Below are 18843 nucleotides of genomic sequence, written 5' to 3' on the forward strand. Positions count from 1 at the left end.
TGTGATATTTTTCCGTTTTAGTATTCCTTCCCCTAAGCGGGAAATTATTATTTAGTAGTTTCTTTGATTATTTTTTGATAGCGTATTAGCAGGATTACCGCTTTTTTTAACTTAAAAATGTAACCGGTAACCTTTTTGATGGATCTTAAGCTTAATTAAAACTACAAGAGGCTAAAAATGTTTTCATCTGATACAAAAAACAAAAAAAAGGACAGGCCGGTACTGCCGGCAGCGTTAAATAGACTATCTGCCCGGTTAGGGCGCTTTGCCCGGGTTATGGGGATAATGTTCGCCGGGTTCAGTCTGACTGCCTGTGATCTCGATAATCTGCTCGACATTACCGCCATCAGTGACGATTCGGGGGTTGAAGGCGACTTCATCACCAATGATACCCGTTTAATCATTGAAGGTACCTGGTTGGGCATGGGATATCTTAGTGTTGAATTCCAGGGTAAAATTTATGATATCGACAATTCGCCGCAACTAACTACCCAGGGCTACCGCTGGCAGCTGGATTTGCGGGATTCGGTGCAGCAGGACGGGCGGTACCTGGTCACGGCTAAGCTGGCGGTTAAGAAAGGCAGCAAGCGCTTTATCACCTCAGCGCAGGGGATTGAAATCAATACCCGTATGCCGGATTCGGGCCTCAGTATCGATAGTATATCTGAGGATACTGATATTAACGGTGATTTCACCACAAGCGATAATACCTTATTGATCCAGGGCAGCTGGAAGGCGGGCAGTGGTGACCTGTCGGTGACTTTCAATGGCCGGGAATACCTTGGCGGGCAGTCAGATGCTCTAAGCACGGGAGAAAATTTTTGGACTTTAGATGTAACCGGTTACCCTCTGGTTTTTGGGGAATACCTGGTCGAGGCGAGTGTTGCTAATCTTGCCGGTAATATTGAAACTACCAGTCAACTGATCAAGGTGGCGCCGGCGCCTGTGAAGGTTGATTTTGTCGATGAACTTATCGACTTCGGACAAACCTTTCAGGCTTCCTATGGCATGGCCAGGGAAAGCGGCGATAGCTACGGGCGCTTTAACGGCGACATTAACCGCTTAAAACGGGTGGAAAACACCCGGGAATATGTGGAATATTTATTTGCCGGGGATGTCAAATCCATCAGTGTCAATACATTTTACTGGACCGGGGAAGCTGCTACCGCCCCGTTTGAGGTGCTGGTTTCAACCACGGGCAATGATTATAAACCCCTGACACTGACGGCTGAAAACCTGGCAACATCAGATGGCTGGGAGCAGGTAACTTATTCGGTGACGGGGCTGGAAGACGGCTATGACTTTGTTACCGTGGTTTTTCCGAAAAATACCAGCGATGCCAACCCCTGGCACCCCCAGCTGGGAAGGGTAGCTGTCAGCTACCATGAAAACCCTGGGGCCAATGACAATAACGAAAGGGGGCAAAGCCAGCCCCACAGCCCGGTAGCCGGCGGACAGGCGCCGTTAGCGGTACCGGAAGCTATTAAGGAAAGAACCTATGGCCGCTTTGACTATTATATCACCCGGGGAGAAGGGGATAAGGGCAATAAACTCTATAACGGTGAGCAGGAATTCCGCTTTATTTCTTATAACGTGCCCGAGTTGCATATGCAGGAAAGCCCCTATTGGGATGCTATCGATGCCTTTGAAAGTGAGGATGCGCTAAAAACCATAGCGGCGATGGGAGGCCAGGTGACCCGAAGTTATGTGTTATCTGTGTATAACTGGAAAATTCCTTCACGCAAGCTGGTGCATATTGATATCGAAAAAGATGCCGGCGGCGAGCCGGTCAGGGACGGTGCCCTGGTGTTCAATGAGGATCTCCTGGTGAGCCTGGATAAGGTACTCGATTATGCCAATAAGCACGGGGTGAGGATTATTTTCCCTTTTATCGACCGCAATTCCTGGTGGGGGGGCATAGAAAGCCTGGCAGCGTTACGTGATTTATCCGCCGATGATTATTATACCCATGCCACTTTAATCAATGATTATAAAACCATAGTGAAAACCATTCTTGAGCGCACCAATACCATTTCCGGTGTCCGCTACCTGGAGGATCCGGCTATTTTTGCCTGGGAAACCGGTAATGAATTAAGGCGGGCGCCGGATGAGTGGACCGCAGAAATGGCGGCTTATATCAAGAGCCTGGATCCTAACCACCTGGTTATCGACGGCAAGGAAGTGGATCTCTCGGAAGCAGCCATGGACAACCCGGATGTGGATATCATAAGCAACCATTATTATGGCGGCGACTACAAACTCAGGTTCTTACGCGACTGGCAAAGGGTGGATAACCGCAAGCCGTTTATTGTCGGGGAAACCGGGGTCGAAAGTTTCAGTGAAATTCACGATATTGTCACTGCGGTGGCGGATGAAACCCAGGCTTCCGGGTTATTGCTCTGGAGCCTGCGCAGCCAGGATGCCAATGGCGGCTTTATGGATCACAAAGAAGACGGCACCGGGATTCATGCCTACCACTGGCCGGGCTTTAGTGAAAATGAAGGCCGCTACCAGGAGCAAAGTGTGATCGATCTGTTGTGGGAGAAAGCCTATAGCATCCGGGGGCTGCAAAAGCCTGCGTTGCCGGCTCCCGATGGCGTACCTGTGATGTTACCGATAGAAGACGCATTAGATATTCGCTGGCAGGGGGTGACCAATGCCCAATATTATGATGTCGAGCGCAGCCAGACCCCGGAAGATGAAAACAGCTGGCAGGTCATCGGCAATAATCTTGTTGTCGGAGGCACTTCTGCCGGGCAATATCAGACCCGTTATCTGCAAAACTCTCTGGGGCAAGTGCAGGCGGCCAAGGTCCAGCATTTGTTCAGTGATACCACAGCACAAACCAAGCAGCGTTATTATTACCGGGTAAAAGCGTTTAACAGCAGCGGTGAAAGTGCTTATTCGAATGTGGTCCGTTATGATGCCCTCTTTAATGATCCCCTGGAAAGCTTACCTTCAGGACTTTCTGATGCCGGAAAATTCAAGCTTGATAGCAGTAATAGCACTAACTTTGCCTCTGACAGCAGTCGTTTGATGCGCACCGTTAATGAAGCGCAATATGTTAAATATAGCTTTGGCGAAACGATCAGTGCTTTTGAGCTGGAAAGCTATTTATGGCGCGGAGGGCTTGAAGGCGATACCGACAGCTTTAAGGTGCAGTTAAGCAGCGACGGCAGCAACTGGTTTGATTATCAGGTGATTGCGCAAGATAAAGGTACCATAAATGACTGGCAGCACCTGAAACTTTCCGGACTCAATATTTCCGGGGGCTACTATCACCTGCGTATTGTTTTCCCGCTGGCCAGGGAGCAGGATAAGGTCTGGGCAAGCCAGTTGGGGGCGGTTAAAATTGCCACCGGTGATCAGACATTGGCAGCCACAGGCAACTGGTTACAGGATGAGCTGGTCGATCTGTCACTGGCAAGTAGTTATTCTGCCGGCATGGTGATAGACAGTGGCAATGCCGCAAGTTTTGGCTGGGACAGCAACCGGGTAAAACGCAGCAGTAATGCCTATGATGCCATTATTTATTCCTTTGACAGCGATATTCGCGGCTATTATATCGATAGCTTTTTGTGGCAGGGTCTGAGTACGCACTGGGGAAATTTTAAAGTCCAGTTATCCAAGGATGGCCAGATCTGGCAAGATGCTGTCAGAGCCGGTGCTCATACAGGTGAAAGTGGGGAAGCCGCCGCGACCTATAAACGGGGAGACTGGCAGCAATACAGTTTGGCAGACTTTGATGTGGCAACAGGTTACCGGCATTTAAAAGTGCTTTATCCTAATGCCAAAGATGCTAATAACAGCTGGGCAGCCCAGGTGGCCCAGGTCAGCATCGCGGTCGCGGGGACCGCCATCAGCCAATAATTGGGGGAAGCAGTAAAAGCTGGCGATGCCTGAAGTAACCGCCAACAGTTGGACTATCCAATTGTTGGCGGTCTTGTTATGTATCGGAGATCGGGGATAACGGAGTTATGGATGAAGATGAGCGTCGGTATAGCTTAGTGCTTAGGAGTAAGGGGAAAGTGCTATTTAATAACGGCTATTAAGCGGCCATTAAATAGGACTCTCGTCCTTTATGTTTTTCTCTGCGCTGGTAGGCCCCTTTGCCTTTTTTAGCTTTTACTACCTGCTGGCGATAAACTTTGGAAGTTACCAGGGCGGCAAGAAAATTATCCCGGATCACGCCTCTGCCGGTCTCAACGGCCACTGCTTGCACCTTGTTGGGCTGTTTTATCGTTTTTTGCTTTGTTTTCATTCGTTAGCTCTTTTTTAAATGACAGGATTAAAATCATCAGCCAAAGCCAAGATTATGCTTTGGCTGATTGGATAACGGTGGCAGTGTAATCCTCCTTAAGCCGTCAATCAAGGGGGGCAGGGTTAGCGGTTTTTTTCCTGTACCCGCACCATCCCCATAAAGGTCGCTGTGACGATATCGCTGTCTTCCCCTACCTGGGTTGCGGCATAGGTGCTGTTAAATCGGGTGCCTTGCCCCAGTAGCTGATGAAATACCGGTTTCCCCGTGTGCCAATCCATGGCTTCGAGTGTCCAGGTATTGTCCCGGGAGCCGATACAGTAGGCCAGGTTGCTGGCACTGCTCATGGTGGGAATGCCGTTGGGACAGCTGATGTCGTTAGACCAGGTGCTTTTGAGCGACCTGCTTGTACTGTCCCACTGGAATTTTTCGACGCCAAACGGCTGGTTGTAGTGTTGCCCCGATAATAATATGGTCCAGAAATCCCCGAGCAGCGGCCATTTTTGTGTGTTCAGCTTATAATCGTTGTTGACCACCATAGCGTCATAACCGCGCACTAACACCGACTGCTCGGAAATACTGCGGCTGGCATTGGTATTGCCGAAAGTTACCGGGAGCTCGGCGGCGATGCGGATGTCCTTTCCCGGGGCGAGGGGCGTCCAGTTGGCGGGAATTTCATCCCGCCACATCAATACTAAATGAGTCAGCTCCTGGCCGTCGGTAAAGACCACAAACTTGTCTTTATCTTTGCCCGTGCCCATCAGGGTCGGGGTGGAACCTGAGCCTGTGCCTAACCGTCCGGGCCAGGGTGTTTCCGGGCCGTGCTGATAGTCGGCGCGCCATACCGAAGCAATATTGTTGCCGTCAAAGGCCAATCTGTGCATGTATTTACTGGTAACAATATAGATACCGCCTTCTTCGTCAACGGCGAGTGAGTTTGATATGGTTTCCTCTTCACCCAGGCGGTAGGAATACAGGCGGGTAAAATCCCGGGAAAGCAGGGTGACAAGTCCTAAGTTGGTTGCCATGACCAGATAGCCATCATAGGTGAGGTTAATGCCTATGATGTATTCGTCCGGGCTTTTCAGGATATTTTCCGGCAGGGTAAATTCACCGGCTTTTTCCAGGGCACCGTGTTGTGGCGCTGCGCCAGCTGTGTCTTTATCCCGGTATTTCTCCAAGGTGCGGCCTTTAGGCACATAAAGATAATTATCAAGATCGGCAACCACATAAGCGCCGGTTTCACCATTGGCGGTGACATCTGATTTTCTTAGTTGGTGCACGCTTTTTATACCGGGTTCATTCAGGTCCAGTTTATACATAGTGGTCGCGGTTGAGCCGTATACCGCGCGTTGGCCATTGGCATAGCTGTTACCGTAGGCCAGGGTGATGGAAGGAAACTCTTGCTCCTGAAAAGCAACCTCAAGTGTTTGACCCGGCTCAGGCCCCGGCAGCGGGGAGGAGGCCTGGTTGTAGGAGTTGCGGTGAGACATGGGCCAGGGAGAGTCGGCGAGATAAGGATTTATCGGTGGTTCAAATCCGTCTGCTTCCGTTTCTGTGGCCAAAGTAGCGGTTGTTAATAGCAATAGAGTGAGCACAGAGCAGGTTAGCATGCTTATACGCCATACAGATGTTATCGGGGTTGTGTTCATAGTTACATTCCTTGTATTCATTTATTGAAGTACAGTGCCATATTCAGACGCTGTACAGGGGGCGATACACAGGAAAAGCCAGGTTAATTCATAAATCAAGTCATCAGTGGCGGGGTTTTCAATAGATTACATTTTTCTTTAGTTCTGGTCACCCGGATTACAAATCATTACGGTTTGGCGGGTAAAGAGGAAAATTTTCTAGGGCGGCTTTTGCTTATCGGCAAGAGCTTGCCGGTAAGCTTCACCAGGGAGGTGGCAACGGCTAATATGTAACTTGCAGGTGATATCCTAGTGTGTTTGTGGTTAACTGAGCATATAGTGTTAGGATGATGCGAATTCTTAAAGGTCTATGATATTGCCATTTAGGTTGTTGTTGCTTTTTTGCTGTTTGTTTAATACCCGCTTACCGGCTGCCGAACTTTTGGTGCTGCGTCATATTGCCCCCGAAAGCCGGCAAGATACCCGCAATTATTATTTTATCGATTTACTTAACCTGGCATTAAAGAAAACTGAAGCAAGCGCAGGCCCCTTTGAGCTGCTCAGTTATGCTGCCCCCATGAATCAAAGCCGTGCCTTGAGTTCGTTAAATCAAGACTATGGGGTGGACATTGTCTGGACCATGACTTCAAATGAACGGGAGTTAAATTATTTACCGATACGCGTTCCTTTGTTAAAGGGTCTGCTGGGACACAGGGTTTTTTTGATCCATAAAAAAAATCGGCAAAAGTTTGCCAATATTTCCACTCTGGAACAATTGCAGGCATTATCTGCCGGGCAGGAGAACGGCTGGCCGGATACTGAGATTTTAAAAAGCAACGGCTTTAACGTGGTTACCGGTTACCAATATGCCGGCTTGTTTAAAATGTTGGCGGATCACAGGTTTGATTATTTTCCCCGGGGTATGAATGAGATCTGGCAGGAAGCGCCGATTTATACCGGTTTAGATCTGATGGTGGAGCCCGGTATTGTGGTGTATTACCCGGCGCCTATCTACTTCTTTGTGGCGAAAAATAATCCGGCGCTGGCCAAACGCATCGAAACCGGGTTAATGCTGGCTATCCGTGACGGCTCTTTTGAGCAGTTATTTCTTAGTCATCCATCGAACCAGGAAATGTTTACTAAAACCCGGCTGGAGCAAAGAAAGATTTTTCGTCTGGAAAACCCCTTGTTACCTGAAAAGACCCCGCTGGAAAATCCCGAGCTCTGGTATCAGATCCCCCGGGAGCCAAGTAAAGATTGAGCTGGTGAATCCTCTTTGTGGTGGTTCTTCCTGGAGCCATTTATCGCTTAGTCCAGGGCATAGTGCTCCCGTAAATCGCCTGGTATCAACGAGCTTAGCTTGCCTTATTTAAGGCTACTGTGGCTAAAGTGGGTGCCGAGTAAGGATAACAGGCAATAACCGGTAAAATAATAAAAGCCCAGACCGGCGGCGGAGAGAGTTTCGCTGCTGATCAATAAATCGACTTTAAAGCCCAGGATGGAAAATTGCTGGTTATTGGCGGTTTCTGCATGGTTAGTGGATAAAATCGCTAAAAACACCGCGACAACAAAGACATCTGCCATCGACCATTTTCCGATACTGGCAACAAAATTTAAAATTTTTGCCTCTATATCGGTATTTTTTTTGAAGTAGGCCAGGCTGACCAGGGCGGTTTTTAACAGCGGGATACAAATGGAAAACAAAAAGATCAACGCCGCGACCAGTAAACGCTGGTCTTGCCATAACTCTTCTATGGTCGCCAGTAAAGACAGTTCTTTGTTCAATAAATCTGAGGACAGGGTTGAGGCGCTTACCTGGGCGGTCATCTCCATCGACATGGAAAACATCGGCAAAATGATACCGGGAATAAAGAGGGCAAGGGCAGCAATATTAAGGACAAAACCTAAGTGTTTTTTTATCATGGGGGACGATTTAGCATCAGCGGTTCAGAATGTGGGCAATTATGTTACATCTTCCGGCGTGAGTTCAAGTTTAAGCGCTAGCTGCGCCGGGTTTTATTGTTACCGTTTTTTTCTGTTTGCCCGGCGGGGAAACAGAAAATTTATTGGCGTATTGTTTCAGAATAAGAGATCATAAAGAAAACCCCTTATAAAACGAAAGCTTGACCATGAAAGAACTCAAGAATTATTTTGCCTTACTGATTTTATTTGCCTTTTTATCCGGTTGCTCCAGCGCCTACTATTCGGCGATGGAAAAAGTCGGTATCCATAAGCGGGATATTATGGTGGATCGGGTGGAAGAAGCGAAAGATTCGCAGCAGGAGGCCCAACAGCAGTTTGCCAGCGCCCTGGAGCAGCTGTCGGCGTTGATCGCCTTTGATGGTGGTGACCTGCAAACCCAGTATGAATTGACCAGCGAGCAATATGAAAACAGCAAAAGTGCTGCCGAGGAAGTGGGGGCGCGTATTGCCGCGGTGGAAAATGTCGCCGATGCCTTGTTTGACGAATGGCATGAAGAGTTAAGCCTGTACTCCAGCGTTAAATTAAGACAGCAAAGCGAGCAAAAATACAAGGAAACCCAAAGACGTTATAACAGCCTGATCAAGGCGATGCATAAGGCTGAAGACCGCATGCAGCCGGTTTTGGTGGCCTTGAAAGATAATACCTTGTATTTAAAACATAACCTTAATGCCAAAGCCATCGGCGCACTGCAGGGGGAATATCAGAGTATTAAGGAAGATGTTGAAGTGCTGATCAAGGAAATGAACCAGGCGATACAGCAGTCGCAACAGTTTATTGATTTACTCAAGAGTTAAGATCCATTTATCCTGTTTTTTATCTTAAATTGGCTATACCAATAAGGAGCTTTAGCCCGATGTAGAGATAAGCATGAATAAATTAAGTTCACTCTTGCGGTCTTTCGTTGCGCCGGTTACTGCTATTTCACTGTTGACCGGCTCTGTATGCTCACAAACTAGTGACGGGAGCAAACCAAAATTTTCTACTAAAATGGCTGCTTATCCACCGCGGACTTGGCCGGTGGCGGCAAGCAGCAAACTACAGTGATCACCTTGCAACACGGCAGCGGCTGGGCATATGGCGACAATTTTTTCTTTATCGGCCATTTGAATGGTATTGATGAAGACAGTTTTAACTATAATGCGCTTTATGGTGAGCTTTATTTAAATTTCAGCTTGGAGAAAATGGGGCTTCATGTTTAAAGTAAAGCCAAACAGGGAGCAAAGCCTGAATTTAGTAAAGTGTGCAATCGCTAAAAGGTGGCGAGTTTACCCGGAAATAAATCTCAGGAAAAAGTTAATTTTTTATTTATTCCCGGTTACAAATTGTTTATCATTTTGCGCGGCTGAAAATTGACTTGGTTTTGTTTAGTTAATCAGCAGTGTTAGTAGGCAAGGAGGCTTAAACCATGTGGAATGTTTGCACTTGCCTTTGAACCGTTAAGTTAAGCCGTTTATTTAATTTTATTGCGCTTTTTTTATTTTAGTTTCTCTCGTCATCTTATTTTGACCTGGCACTTTTCTCCTAATGTAAACCTTTCATTGAAATTATTTTTAAATTAATTAAATGGGTGAAGTTTAAGTGAAATTTTTTACCGCCGGGCTGTTCTTGTTAGCCCTTAGCCAAAGTTTTAATGCCGCTGCTGCCGCTAAGGTTAATTATCTTAATGTTGACGGCGATAGTGTCCATTTTTCCACAGCTGAAGCCAAAAGCGCTGTCAGTCCTTCATGCGTGGTTGCTGATACCGATGACCGTTTTGCGGTATCCCTTAGAACCGAAGCTGGCCGGGCCATGTATTCGCTGTTAATTACTGCTATGAGCAGCGATGTGCCCGTTACTGTCACCAGTGCTGCGGATTGCGGTGATGTTTTTGGTTTGGAGCGAGCGCAAAGCGTGAGTATTGCTCCTCCACAGACGGGACAGTGTAATGCTTTTTTAACCAGGAAGTCCGAGCCGAAAACAGTTACTTTTAATGCGTTAAGCGAAAATAATGTTTGGTATACCGTGGTAGATGTCCAATCTGAACTATTAGCTTACGAAATAAATTTTGTTGCAGGTCAATTTTCTAAGGGAGGTAAACAATTACGGGTGACGGTTGATGGCGAAGTTTTACCTGTAATGTCAAAAAATTATTCTACTAGTACTGTTTATATGCGCTATGCCAGTGAAGTCAATGGTATCCCTGCTATTCATGCAAAAAAATCGTTAAAGGTTGAAATCCTGCGTTCGGATGTTTCCGATGGTAACAGGGTCACGACCACGGTTGGTTATGCCTTGGTGGACTCTGGGTGTAGTTAATTGATTTTATAAAACCAATAAAAGTTAAATAAGGTGCTCTTGTGTCATTACTTGTTAAGAGAACCCCGTTAAAATCTATCAATTGAAGTAAATAATTTTATGAAGATACAAAGCATAATTATCTCATTTCTAGCGTTAATCAGTCAGTTATTTTCTGCTAATGCCATGGCTGCCGCTAAGGTCAGCTATCTTAATGTTGACGGCGATAATGTCCATTTTTCCACAGCTGAGGCAAAAAGCGCTGCCAGCCCTGCCTGTGTTGTGGCTGAGACCAATGAGCGTTTTGCGGTATCGCTTAGGACCGAAGCGGGACGGGCCATGTATTCGCTGCTTATTACCGCCATGTCCAGCGATCAACCCGTAACCGTTGTCAGCGGCTCAGACTGCGGTGATGTGTTCGGGCTGGAGCGGGCGCAAAGTGTTAGTATTTCGCCGGATGTTACCAACGAAGCAGGTGGTGCTAAATCTCTGTACTTATATAAAGGGGATGGTGTGACTAAATTAGGGCGCATTATCAATATGGGAACAACTGAAAATAAGTTTTATTATCAACCGGTCGACAGTGAGGTTGAAGTAAGGCAATACACTAATTCACAACTGATTTCCAATATCGGTAGTATTTATTATCAAACCAATGACTGTACCGGTACTGCCTATATCGCCGACAACAAATATATAGGTTCACATGGTACCTATAATGATGGCAAGTTATTGACGAGAATCGGTGGCAGATTATCAGTTATTACTTCATCATATTTAACGAATAGCGGTCAATGCGGGACTATTACCCCAAAATATATGAATTTATATGGAGTTAGTCCATATATAGATTCATTATGTGGTGACGCTGCCTGTATTATCAGGGAAGAGTAACTTATGAATAAATATCTGTTATTTGTTTCAAGCTTTCTTGTAACGCTTATTTCTATCAGTCCTGCACGGGCAGCTGCTCAGGTCAGTTATCTCAATGTTGATGGCACAACTTTAGTCTTCTCCACCGATGAAATTAAAACCTTTGTCAGTCCAGGCTGCGTTTTAAGTGATTATGCCGAAAATTGGGCTCTGGATTTAACCACCCAGGCAGGGATCAGCAGCTACAACATTTTGTTAACTGCTGTGGCCAATAACTTGAAGGTTGCTGTGGAAACAGCCGGTGATTGCGGTGCCAGCGATGGGATAGAAAGGCCAAAGTCTGTGGCACTGTCATCGTAATTAGTGAAACTGTTTCCGCGAGGGCTTTGCTATCTCAGCCTAAAGCGTTTTAGTTGTATTTAAGTAAAAAATAATAATGCAGTTTTGTTGCTATCCCGGTTAACTCGCTGATCTTGATTTGCTCGTTAGTTGTTACCGACAAAACTGATATTGAGGAAAAGATGTTCCGATTGATACACAAGCTAAAATTACCTTTAGCTTTGTTGTTTACTTTATTAACGTCATTGCCCGTCGCCTCCGCTGGTTGGGTGCCAAATGTTATTCATTTTATTAACCATTCTCCGGCGATAGAGCCGCGTGAGCCCGTGATTCAAGTGCCGGAGTCTGTGGTTGACTCCAGTTTTACTATTAACTGGGCCATGTATGACGGCCAGCAATATGACTTCCTGCTGGAATACCAGTTAGCGGGTGAAAGCGACTGGCATATTTTATACCAGGGCACGGACACCAGTTTTAATACCTCATCGGTTGCACTTGCTGGCGGCGATTATCAGATCCGCTTAAGTTGCAGTGAAGCTAGTTGTCCTGTTAGTGGTTATATATCGGATAATATTACCCTGATTGCTAAGCCTGCGATGCCCGTGGTAACCTTATCGACAGCGGTTGTAACAATTAATACCAGTTTTTCCCTTAACTTTAACCAAGTGCCCCAGGCAGAATATTACCAGTTGTTTGAAAATGAACTGTTAATTGACACTATTACCGGTGATTCGCTTCCTGCGGATGGTTCATCTGTGACCTTGGATAAACAGCTACTAGTTGCAGGTGATTATCAATATAGCCTAAAAGGGTGTAACCAAGCCGGTTGCGGTGATTTATCCATCAGCGCAGCTATTTTGGCTTATGTACCGGCAACGACACCTGAGGCACCTTTAACAACAGAAAAAGCCTATCCAATTAATAGCCCTCTTGAAATATCCTGGCCGCAAGTGGCTGAGGGCTTAACACTGCAGTATTTTTATTCTGATGGTTTAAGCCCGGATGCGACCATGGTAGATATCCACCAAGTGGGTAAGGAAATAACGGCAGAAACCGTATTGAGCTTTGCACAAACCGGTTATGCCTGGCTGTTTGTTAAAGTCTGTGATGTGTTAAATCAGTGCAGTGATTACAGTGAGGCTACCCGGGTGCAGATTTTTACCACTCCTGTATCAGCACCGGAAAACTTCTCGGTTTCCCTTTATGGCCAGCCGGTGAATAATGAGTCCAAAGTACTCAGTGTGCCCCTTGCCGGCAGCAGTTCGCCGCTGGAGGAGAAGTTTGTTTTGCACTGGCAACCGTCTGCCGAAGTGGCACCGTCAACCATAGGTTACTATAAGCTTGAGCTTGACGGGGTCTCGGCAGCTACTATCTTTGGTACCTCCGGTTATTTAAAAACGATTTATCCCGATGGCTGGTTCCACCGGGAAATGTATCTGGATAGCCAGGGCAGTTATACCTATACCGTTCAGGCATGTAACCGCAACGATACTGCCGAGGATTGTGGTCCTAAAGCCAGCGTAAAAATTTATGCTGATTTGCCTGTCCCGTTAACGCCACCCCCTGAGCAGGCGCTGACGAATGTCTCGGTCTCTTTGTATCAGGCGCCGGTAGATGCTGCTGCCGATACCATTTCGGTGGAAATTGGTGAACAGTTTGTTTTACATTGGGGGCAATCTGATGAAGTAGAACCTTCCCCGACAGGTTCATACCGTATCAGTAGAAACGGCGAGTCTTTTGGCACTATTTGGGGGGTATCGGGCTATTTAAGAAATTTCTATCCGGATGAGTTATTCCACCGGGAGTTGAGCCTTGATACTCCGGGTATCTATGAATTTACCATCGCCGGCTGTAATAACACCGGATACGGTATCGACTGTGGACCTCAAAGCAAAAAGATAACCGTAGCGGTTAACAATACTGTGGTACCGACACAGGCGGTGGAAAGCTTTTCTGCTTCTTTATATGGTGAGGTAGTTAATATTGATAGCCAGTCTATCCTGGTAGCAAAAGATGCTAAATATGTCTTGCACTTTCAGCCATCTGAGCAGGTCTCTCCGCCGAATGTGGGTTCATATCAACTAAACCAAAATGATAGCAGTGGTGTATTATTTTCCGTGGCTCCATATTTGCAGCTTCTCTATCCGGACGGCTGGTTTCACTATGATTCCAGTAAAAGTGTTGTTGGTAACTATCGTTATAGTATCCAGGGCTGTAATCTTATCGGTACCGAGCGGGAGTGCGGCCCGGTTAGTCGTGAGGTTATTGTGGGAGTCTATGATGACTTGAGTGTTTTTAGCGATACCGCTGGCAACCTGTACTTGTTTTCTCCGCAAAGTCAGGGGCAGAAGCTGTTAAAGTTAAGTTTGCTTGATGGTGTTTGGTCGCTAACTGAGTTGGCGGCGACTCAGTGGGACTCATTAGTATCCGGTTTTAGCTTAAGTGATTACCGTCTTGAAATCGGCTTGTTTTCAGGCGATGCCGTAGAAGATATTAAACTTGATCACAGCGACAGTACTAAGATTTTATTCCTGGTGAAAAACGGTGACGGTTATGAGCTCAAGTTGAATTTGGCCCCAGAGGCTCCGGCGATCTTTGAAGCGGATAGAAGTGAAATTCGGGTAGGTGAAACCGTTAAACTGAGTTGGCAAATGCCTGCCGACGATCAGCAAGCCGTCAGTTATAATTTATTCGTAGAAAAGCCGGACGGTTCAGCCCGGTATCTTTTTGCCGAGAATATCAGTGAGCAGAGTCATGACTACCTGACTACTATGGCAGGGGAGCATAGTTTCTTTGTCCAGGCTTGTGATCAGGATAATGTCTGCGGTGAAACTAACTCGTTTAAGGTGACGGTTATCCAAGGGGTAGTGATTAAGACCGAATTACTGGGTTTTCCGGTTGTAAACCAGACGAACTAATCCTGGCTTTTGTTATTGATAACCATTCCCGGAGGTTCATTACCTCCGGGAATTATTTGCAGGGGCCATTTAAGAGAAAGAAACCAGGCCCTGCCGGATCCCCAGGGAATGGAGGATACCCGAAAAGGCACGCCGTTTTGGCCGCCGGTACTATGGTCCGGGTGGTAAATGTCTTCATCAAAGATATTGGTTACTGAAAGGGTCATTAAAGCACTGTCAACCCGGTGCTGGTAGCTGATATTGGTGATGGCTTGTGCAGACAGGGTGAAGTTTTCAGGGGCGGTGCCGCTGCCGACGTTATTTCTTCAATAAGCTGCGGCAGTTATCTCCCCCCCGCTCGCTCCAGTAACGCAGTGATAACCCCACGCTGCCTTGCTCGTTCAATTGCCAGTTCAGCCCCAGGTTCAAGGTATATCTGGGCACGCCGTTGGCCAGTAAGTCGTTTTTATCCGTGGTGTTGCCTTCGCGGTTATAGGCCATGTTGGCGAGCAGGGTCAGAGGATCCCACACTTGTTGATAGTCAATTTCCAGTCCGGTCCGGGAAAAGCTGTCGGTATTGGATGATTGAATATCCGGGCCGTCCTTTAATCCTGGTACCAGATTTTTAAAAAACCGGGCAATAAAATTATTGGTATGGATATGATAGGCATTGACCGTGATGATTTGCCTGGGATTTGCCCGGGTATAGGCGATATCCAGGGTTTCCAAGGTTTCTGCCTTGAGGTTTATATTGCCAAAAATAAAATTGTTGATGTTAAGGTTAACCTGCGACAATGTCGGGGAGTTGTAGCCTTCGGAATACAAAACTTTGACTGAATTTTGCTGGCCCAGGTTATAGATGGCGGACAGTCTCGGGGAAATGGCGCTGCCGGTGAGTTCATTATCGACAAAGCGCCCACCGAGCACCAGGCGGTAATTGCCAAAGGTCCAGTCGAGCTGGGCAAAGGCGGACTTTTCCGTTATTTTCGTGGCCTGAACCTGTAGTGCGTCAAAGTTGCCTTTGATATCGGTTCGCTGGTATTCTCCGACACTGCGGCTTTCATATTCGGCCCCGGCAAATAATAACATATCGCCGGTGAGCTGATAGGAAACATTACCGCTCCAGGTACTGCGGTAATTGTTTTGATAGGGGTCCTGATAGCTCTGCTTGCCGGTGGCCATTTCCTGGAGGATAAAAGGGCTGCCCTGCTCGCTGATGCGCAGGTTTTGATCAATAAAGACCTGGCGTTGCTGTATGTCCAGAAAATTAGTGATGGTAAAGTCCAGAAACATGATATTATGGCGCCAGTAGGCTTCATTGCTGAAATTGTCGTTGGTCGGCTCTGTCAGTTTTAATTCCAGTAAATAACCTTCTTTATCGTATTGGTTTTTTTCCCAGACGGTTACCAGCCCCCCAGTCCCTGCTCCAGGCTCTGAAAAAAGTGCAGCGCGGCGCTAAAGCGATTATACCTGGCGGCAGTGATAACATTGACATATTCTTCCTTGTGATGCTGAGAGCCTGCTAAAGGCCAGTAACTGACGGTTTCAACTCCGGTTTATTTATCACGTGTGCTGATAAAGCCGTCGGCATTGTTTCTTTCCCCCAGTAATAAATTGTCCTGCCAGTGCATGGGGTAACCACTGTTCATTTCTTGCAAAGAGCCGTCGAGGCTGATATAGCCGTTATCGAAGGTTTTAATCCTAAAGCCCCCAGGCCTGCGGTGGCAAAACTCCCGGCAAAAGCGGTGATCCCACTTTCATCAGTTTTTTTTAAGGATGACATTGATAACCCCGGCGGAGGCGTTGGTACCGTATATCACGGCCCCCGGATCACTTCCACCGTTTCTATCATAGATAAAGGCATGCCCAACAAGGGAATGTCCGCATGTGATGACATCCAATAAGGGGCGCCGTTGAGTAAAAACAAGACTTTTTGGTTAAAGGTTTCCGACAAGTCCCGGATCATTGCCTGGTTTTGGCCGGGGTGGCTTTTGTTGATCAATACCTCGGGTAACATAGATAAAACGTCTTTTAAGGTATGTATGCCCATGCTGTGCATCAAAGGCATATTAATCGATGAGATGATACCGGGGGAGTTGCTGATGTTTCCTGATTTTTTTGAAATGGTGGTGACTTCGAGATTCAGCAGGGCTTCAAGTGAAATATCCTGCCACTCCTCATCAGCGGTAACGGCCTGATAAGAGAATATACTCAAAGCTAATATTTTGGAAAATAAATAAAGAATAAAACACTTTCTTTCATCAATTATTTTCGCTGCTGCTATCATGTCAGCTCATGATGTGGTCTGTATTGTTTAAGGGTAGTTCAGTTAAAAAGATACTCAAGCAGCGGGGAAGTAAGTATTCTGTGAGCCCTTGACTTTGCACAAAGGGCGAAGCCTTGGCCCCGCCAGGTGACTGTTGCTAAAGGTTTATTGATAGAGATCCGGGTGAAGAAACGGCGCCATGGCCAGGATCAATGCCTGGTGGTATACGCTTTGCCGGGTTTGCTGGTGATTGGTGAGCAAGCCGATGGCGCCGCCCTGTTGCTTGATGTTCTGGGTATTAAACAGGTTATCCATCACATCCCCTAACTCTTCCCCTTGCTCCAGGGCCTGGTAAACACTTTTGGGCAGGGGTAATATCGAGGTCCTGCCAACGCTTTGTCTTTCGCCGTTATCGATAACAACATAAGCAAAAGTGGACGGGCCGTATTCAAAGTTATCTACACCGCCTTCGATAGCGATATAGAAATCCGCCGCCTCGTGGGATTCTGTTTGTTGCTGGCAGTAGAGCACCCGGTTAATGGCCCCTTCCCGGGTTTCATCAGCGCTCATGGGTTGATCCGCCACCAGGGAGGGGGCATCTTGTCCGTGGCACTGGACCTGGTGCTCGGGAAATAAGCTGCTTAATGCCGTTTGCACCGCATTAATTTTTACCGGGTTAAGCGAGCCGACCACGACATTAAGAATTTCTTGCTTCATTGCTTAAAGCTCCTGTTTCTTTTTTATATTTGTTATTTTAATCATAAAAGGCACTAAGGCGGTCAGTTTATCGTAAATTTATTTGTGAATGCGCAATCATCAGCGGTTCGCTTTTTTGTTCGCTTTATTGTTCGGTAATGGGTATGGCGGTACCAAAGGCGAACAGCCAGACTTGGCTGTAGTGAAAGGGTTTCTTGTAAGTTATTGTTTTTAAGGTGATGTTCTTGTTGGCACGATACTTCCAATATCGAGATTCTCAGCAGCGATTTACCCATGACTTTATCGGGAAAATCACTCGGGACAGATAAAGAGATATGGAGTTTGCCATGAAAATAGAACTGACGACAAACCGTTATAAAAGACGAAAATGGTTAATTGCCGCGGCATTGGCTACCGGGGTTGCCTGTGCCGCCTATGGTCTAACCGGTAGCGCTATTCCCGATATCGATATTGATAACTTAACTTTTGCCAAGGTGCAGCAGGGAGAGTTAAACCTTTATGCTGAAGCTTACGGTGAGTTTTATTCTGCCAAAGAGCGGTTATTAACGGCGCCGGCACAAGGCAAGGTCGCCGAGGTGTTGATTCGCCCGGGAGCCAAAGTGACACAGGATACGGTTATTTTACGCCTGTCGAACCCTAAGCTTGAGCAGGAATTAAATCAGGCGAAAGGCCTGCTGGCACAGCAGCAAGCGCAAAAAGCGGCTTTTGAGTTTGAACAACAAAACCAGCGCCTGAATTACCGGGGCAGCATTGCCGATATTGAAGCGGCCATTGAAGAGGCTGAGCTGGAGCTGAGTGTCAATCAGGATTTAATGTCGCGGGGCGTGGCCGCTAAAATTGAGTTGCAACGGGCAAAATTAGCGGTTAAGCAACAAAAGAAGCGTTTAGTGTTTGAGCAGGAAAAATATCAACAGTTGCAGGAGATGCAGCTATTCCAGCTTAAGCAGCGGGATATTGAAATAGCCCAGCAGCAGGCGAATATTGAAGTGCTGACAGCGCAATATGAGAACATGCAGGTCAGGGCTGGGATTAGCGGTAGTGTACAGGCTTTGGAAGTTGAATTGGGACAAAGTGTACAGCTGGGGCAGTCGCTGGCCAAAGTGGGCAGCGATCAGGAGTTGATTGCCCGTTTGCGTATCCCGCAGCGGCTGGCGGATCAAATCGATCTCAATGCACCTGTCAGCATAGACACGCAAAAAGGCCTGGTTAGCGGCCATATTACCCGCATTGAAACTTTAGTCTCTAATGGTGTGGTGCTGGCGGAGGCGGTACTTGACTCGGCGCTGACCAGTAATGCCCGTCCGGCGCTGCCGGTTACCGCCAGCATTTTTATGAAAACCGCCCCGGATGCCCTTTATATCAAGCAGTTTTCAGGAATGCGCCCCCACAGTACGCAGCAAGTTTTCGTACGGGATGAGGCCGGACTGGCCAGGCAAAAAGAAGTCACATTCGGTGAACTCTCCCAGGGCAAACTCATGGTGAAAAGCGGCCTTGAAAACAAGGATGAAATTATTACCAGTAACCTGGAAGGGTTTACCCAATACGCACAGATTTCACTTGTGCATTAATGAATAACAAGCAGATAACAAGATATCGATAGTAAAG

At 47.0% G+C, this 18843-nt stretch carries 16 protein-coding genes; 9 read left to right on the forward strand and 7 right to left on the reverse strand.

Annotation, left to right across the window (positions count from 1 at the left end):
- Positions 1–177 precede the first annotated feature (177 nt).
- The gene (locus tag QL234_RS03375; RefSeq protein WP_281556435.1) at positions 178–3870 is read left to right on the forward strand and encodes a hypothetical protein; all 3693 of its coding nucleotides are present in this window, start codon (positions 178–180) and stop codon (positions 3868–3870) included.
- Positions 3871–4048: 178 nt separating this feature from the next.
- Here the strand turns inward: QL234_RS03375 and QL234_RS03380 are convergent, their stop codons facing one another.
- A complete protein-coding gene (locus tag QL234_RS03380) occupies positions 4049–4261 on the reverse strand; it encodes a ribosome alternative rescue factor ArfA (RefSeq protein ID WP_281556436.1) in 213 nt (70 codons plus the stop codon).
- A gap of 122 nt (positions 4262–4383) precedes the next feature.
- A complete protein-coding gene (locus QL234_RS03385; RefSeq protein ID WP_281556437.1) occupies positions 4384–5910 on the reverse strand; it encodes a hypothetical protein in 1527 nt (508 codons plus the stop codon).
- Positions 5911–6265: 355 nt separating this feature from the next.
- On the opposite strand from QL234_RS03385, the gene QL234_RS03390 reads away from it, so the two are divergent.
- Complete coding sequence (locus QL234_RS03390; RefSeq protein WP_281556438.1) at positions 6266–7150, forward strand: hypothetical protein; 885 nt, start codon at positions 6266–6268, stop codon at positions 7148–7150.
- A gap of 104 nt (positions 7151–7254) precedes the next feature.
- On the opposite strand, the gene QL234_RS03395 is transcribed toward QL234_RS03390, so the two are convergent.
- Positions 7255–7812, reverse strand: a complete 558-nt coding sequence (locus QL234_RS03395) for a paraquat-inducible protein A (RefSeq protein ID WP_281556439.1) — start codon at positions 7810–7812, stop codon at positions 7255–7257.
- Between the two features lie 206 nt (positions 7813–8018).
- Here QL234_RS03395 and QL234_RS03400 point away from each other — a divergent pair, with 206 nt between their 5' ends.
- The 6 genes from QL234_RS03400 (at position 8019) to QL234_RS03425 (ending at position 14276) form a co-directional block, all read left to right on the forward strand.
- Positions 8019–8666 carry a DUF2959 domain-containing protein gene (locus QL234_RS03400; RefSeq protein WP_281556440.1) on the forward strand — a complete coding sequence of 216 codons (648 nt, stop codon included), beginning with the start codon at positions 8019–8021 and terminating at the stop codon, positions 8664–8666.
- Between the two features lie 246 nt (positions 8667–8912).
- Positions 8913–9071, forward strand: coding sequence for a hypothetical protein (locus tag QL234_RS03405; protein WP_281556441.1), 159 nt, complete (start codon positions 8913–8915; stop codon positions 9069–9071).
- A 379-nt stretch (positions 9072–9450) separates the two neighbouring features.
- A complete protein-coding gene (locus QL234_RS03410; protein WP_281556442.1) occupies positions 9451–10167 on the forward strand; it encodes a hypothetical protein in 717 nt (238 codons plus the stop codon).
- A 99-nt stretch (positions 10168–10266) separates the two neighbouring features.
- The gene (locus tag QL234_RS03415) at positions 10267–11040 is read left to right on the forward strand and encodes a hypothetical protein (RefSeq protein WP_281556443.1); all 774 of its coding nucleotides are present in this window, start codon (positions 10267–10269) and stop codon (positions 11038–11040) included.
- Between the two features lie 3 nt (positions 11041–11043).
- Positions 11044–11379, forward strand: a complete 336-nt coding sequence (locus QL234_RS03420; RefSeq protein WP_281556444.1) for a hypothetical protein — start codon at positions 11044–11046, stop codon at positions 11377–11379.
- Between the two features lie 161 nt (positions 11380–11540).
- On the forward strand, positions 11541–14276 hold the full coding sequence (locus QL234_RS03425; protein ID WP_281556445.1) for a hypothetical protein: 2736 nt from the start codon (positions 11541–11543) through the stop codon (positions 14274–14276).
- Here the strand turns inward: QL234_RS03425 and QL234_RS03430 are convergent.
- The 4 genes from QL234_RS03430 to yjjX form a co-directional block, all read right to left on the reverse strand.
- Entirely contained in the window at positions 14273–14482 is a 210-nt protein-coding gene (locus tag QL234_RS03430; RefSeq protein WP_281556446.1) for a hypothetical protein, read from the reverse strand. The two genes, QL234_RS03425 and QL234_RS03430, sit on opposite strands and share 4 nt — an antisense overlap.
- A gap of 91 nt (positions 14483–14573) precedes the next feature.
- Complete coding sequence (locus QL234_RS03435; RefSeq protein WP_348650701.1) at positions 14574–15665, reverse strand: TonB-dependent receptor; 1092 nt, start codon at positions 15663–15665, stop codon at positions 14574–14576.
- 406 nt (positions 15666–16071) lie between these two features.
- Positions 16072–16470 (reverse strand): Plug domain-containing protein, encoded by a 399-nt coding sequence (locus tag QL234_RS03440; RefSeq protein ID WP_281556447.1) that lies wholly within the window; start codon positions 16468–16470, stop codon positions 16072–16074.
- Positions 16471–16686: 216 nt separating this feature from the next.
- Positions 16687–17238: an inosine/xanthosine triphosphatase gene (gene yjjX / locus QL234_RS03445; protein ID WP_281556448.1), complete on the reverse strand. Its 552-nt coding sequence runs from the start codon at positions 17236–17238 to the stop codon at positions 16687–16689.
- Between the two features lie 326 nt (positions 17239–17564).
- Here yjjX and QL234_RS03450 point away from each other — a divergent pair, with 326 nt between their 5' ends.
- Positions 17565–18806, forward strand: a complete 1242-nt coding sequence (locus QL234_RS03450; protein ID WP_281556449.1) for an HlyD family efflux transporter periplasmic adaptor subunit — start codon at positions 17565–17567, stop codon at positions 18804–18806.
- The last annotated feature ends 37 nt before the right edge of the window (positions 18807–18843 follow it).

It is taken from the genome of Thalassomonas sp. RHCl1 (assembly GCF_947387555.1).
Lineage (GTDB): Bacteria > Pseudomonadota > Gammaproteobacteria > Enterobacterales > Alteromonadaceae > Thalassomonas.

Coding starts and splice junctions, on each gene's coding strand:
- QL234_RS03375 (WP_281556435.1), top strand. CDS start 178: ATGTTTTCATCTGATACAAAAAACAAAAAAAAGGACAGGCCGGTACTG.
- QL234_RS03380 (WP_281556436.1), bottom strand. CDS start 4,261: ATGAAAACAAAGCAAAAAACGATAAAACAGCCCAACAAGGTGCAAGCA.
- QL234_RS03385 (WP_281556437.1), bottom strand. CDS start 5,910: ATGAACACAACCCCGATAACATCTGTATGGCGTATAAGCATGCTAACC.
- QL234_RS03395 (WP_281556439.1), bottom strand. CDS start 7,812: ATGATAAAAAAACACTTAGGTTTTGTCCTTAATATTGCTGCCCTTGCC.
- QL234_RS03400 (WP_281556440.1), top strand. CDS start 8,019: ATGAAAGAACTCAAGAATTATTTTGCCTTACTGATTTTATTTGCCTTT.
- QL234_RS03415 (WP_281556443.1), top strand. CDS start 10,267: ATGAAGATACAAAGCATAATTATCTCATTTCTAGCGTTAATCAGTCAG.
- QL234_RS03420 (WP_281556444.1), top strand. CDS start 11,044: ATGAATAAATATCTGTTATTTGTTTCAAGCTTTCTTGTAACGCTTATT.
- QL234_RS03425 (WP_281556445.1), top strand. CDS start 11,541: ATGTTCCGATTGATACACAAGCTAAAATTACCTTTAGCTTTGTTGTTT.
- QL234_RS03430 (WP_281556446.1), bottom strand. CDS start 14,482: ATGACCCTTTCAGTAACCAATATCTTTGATGAAGACATTTACCACCCG.
- yjjX (WP_281556448.1), bottom strand. CDS start 17,238: ATGAAGCAAGAAATTCTTAATGTCGTGGTCGGCTCGCTTAACCCGGTA.
- QL234_RS03450 (WP_281556449.1), top strand. CDS start 17,565: ATGAAAATAGAACTGACGACAAACCGTTATAAAAGACGAAAATGGTTA.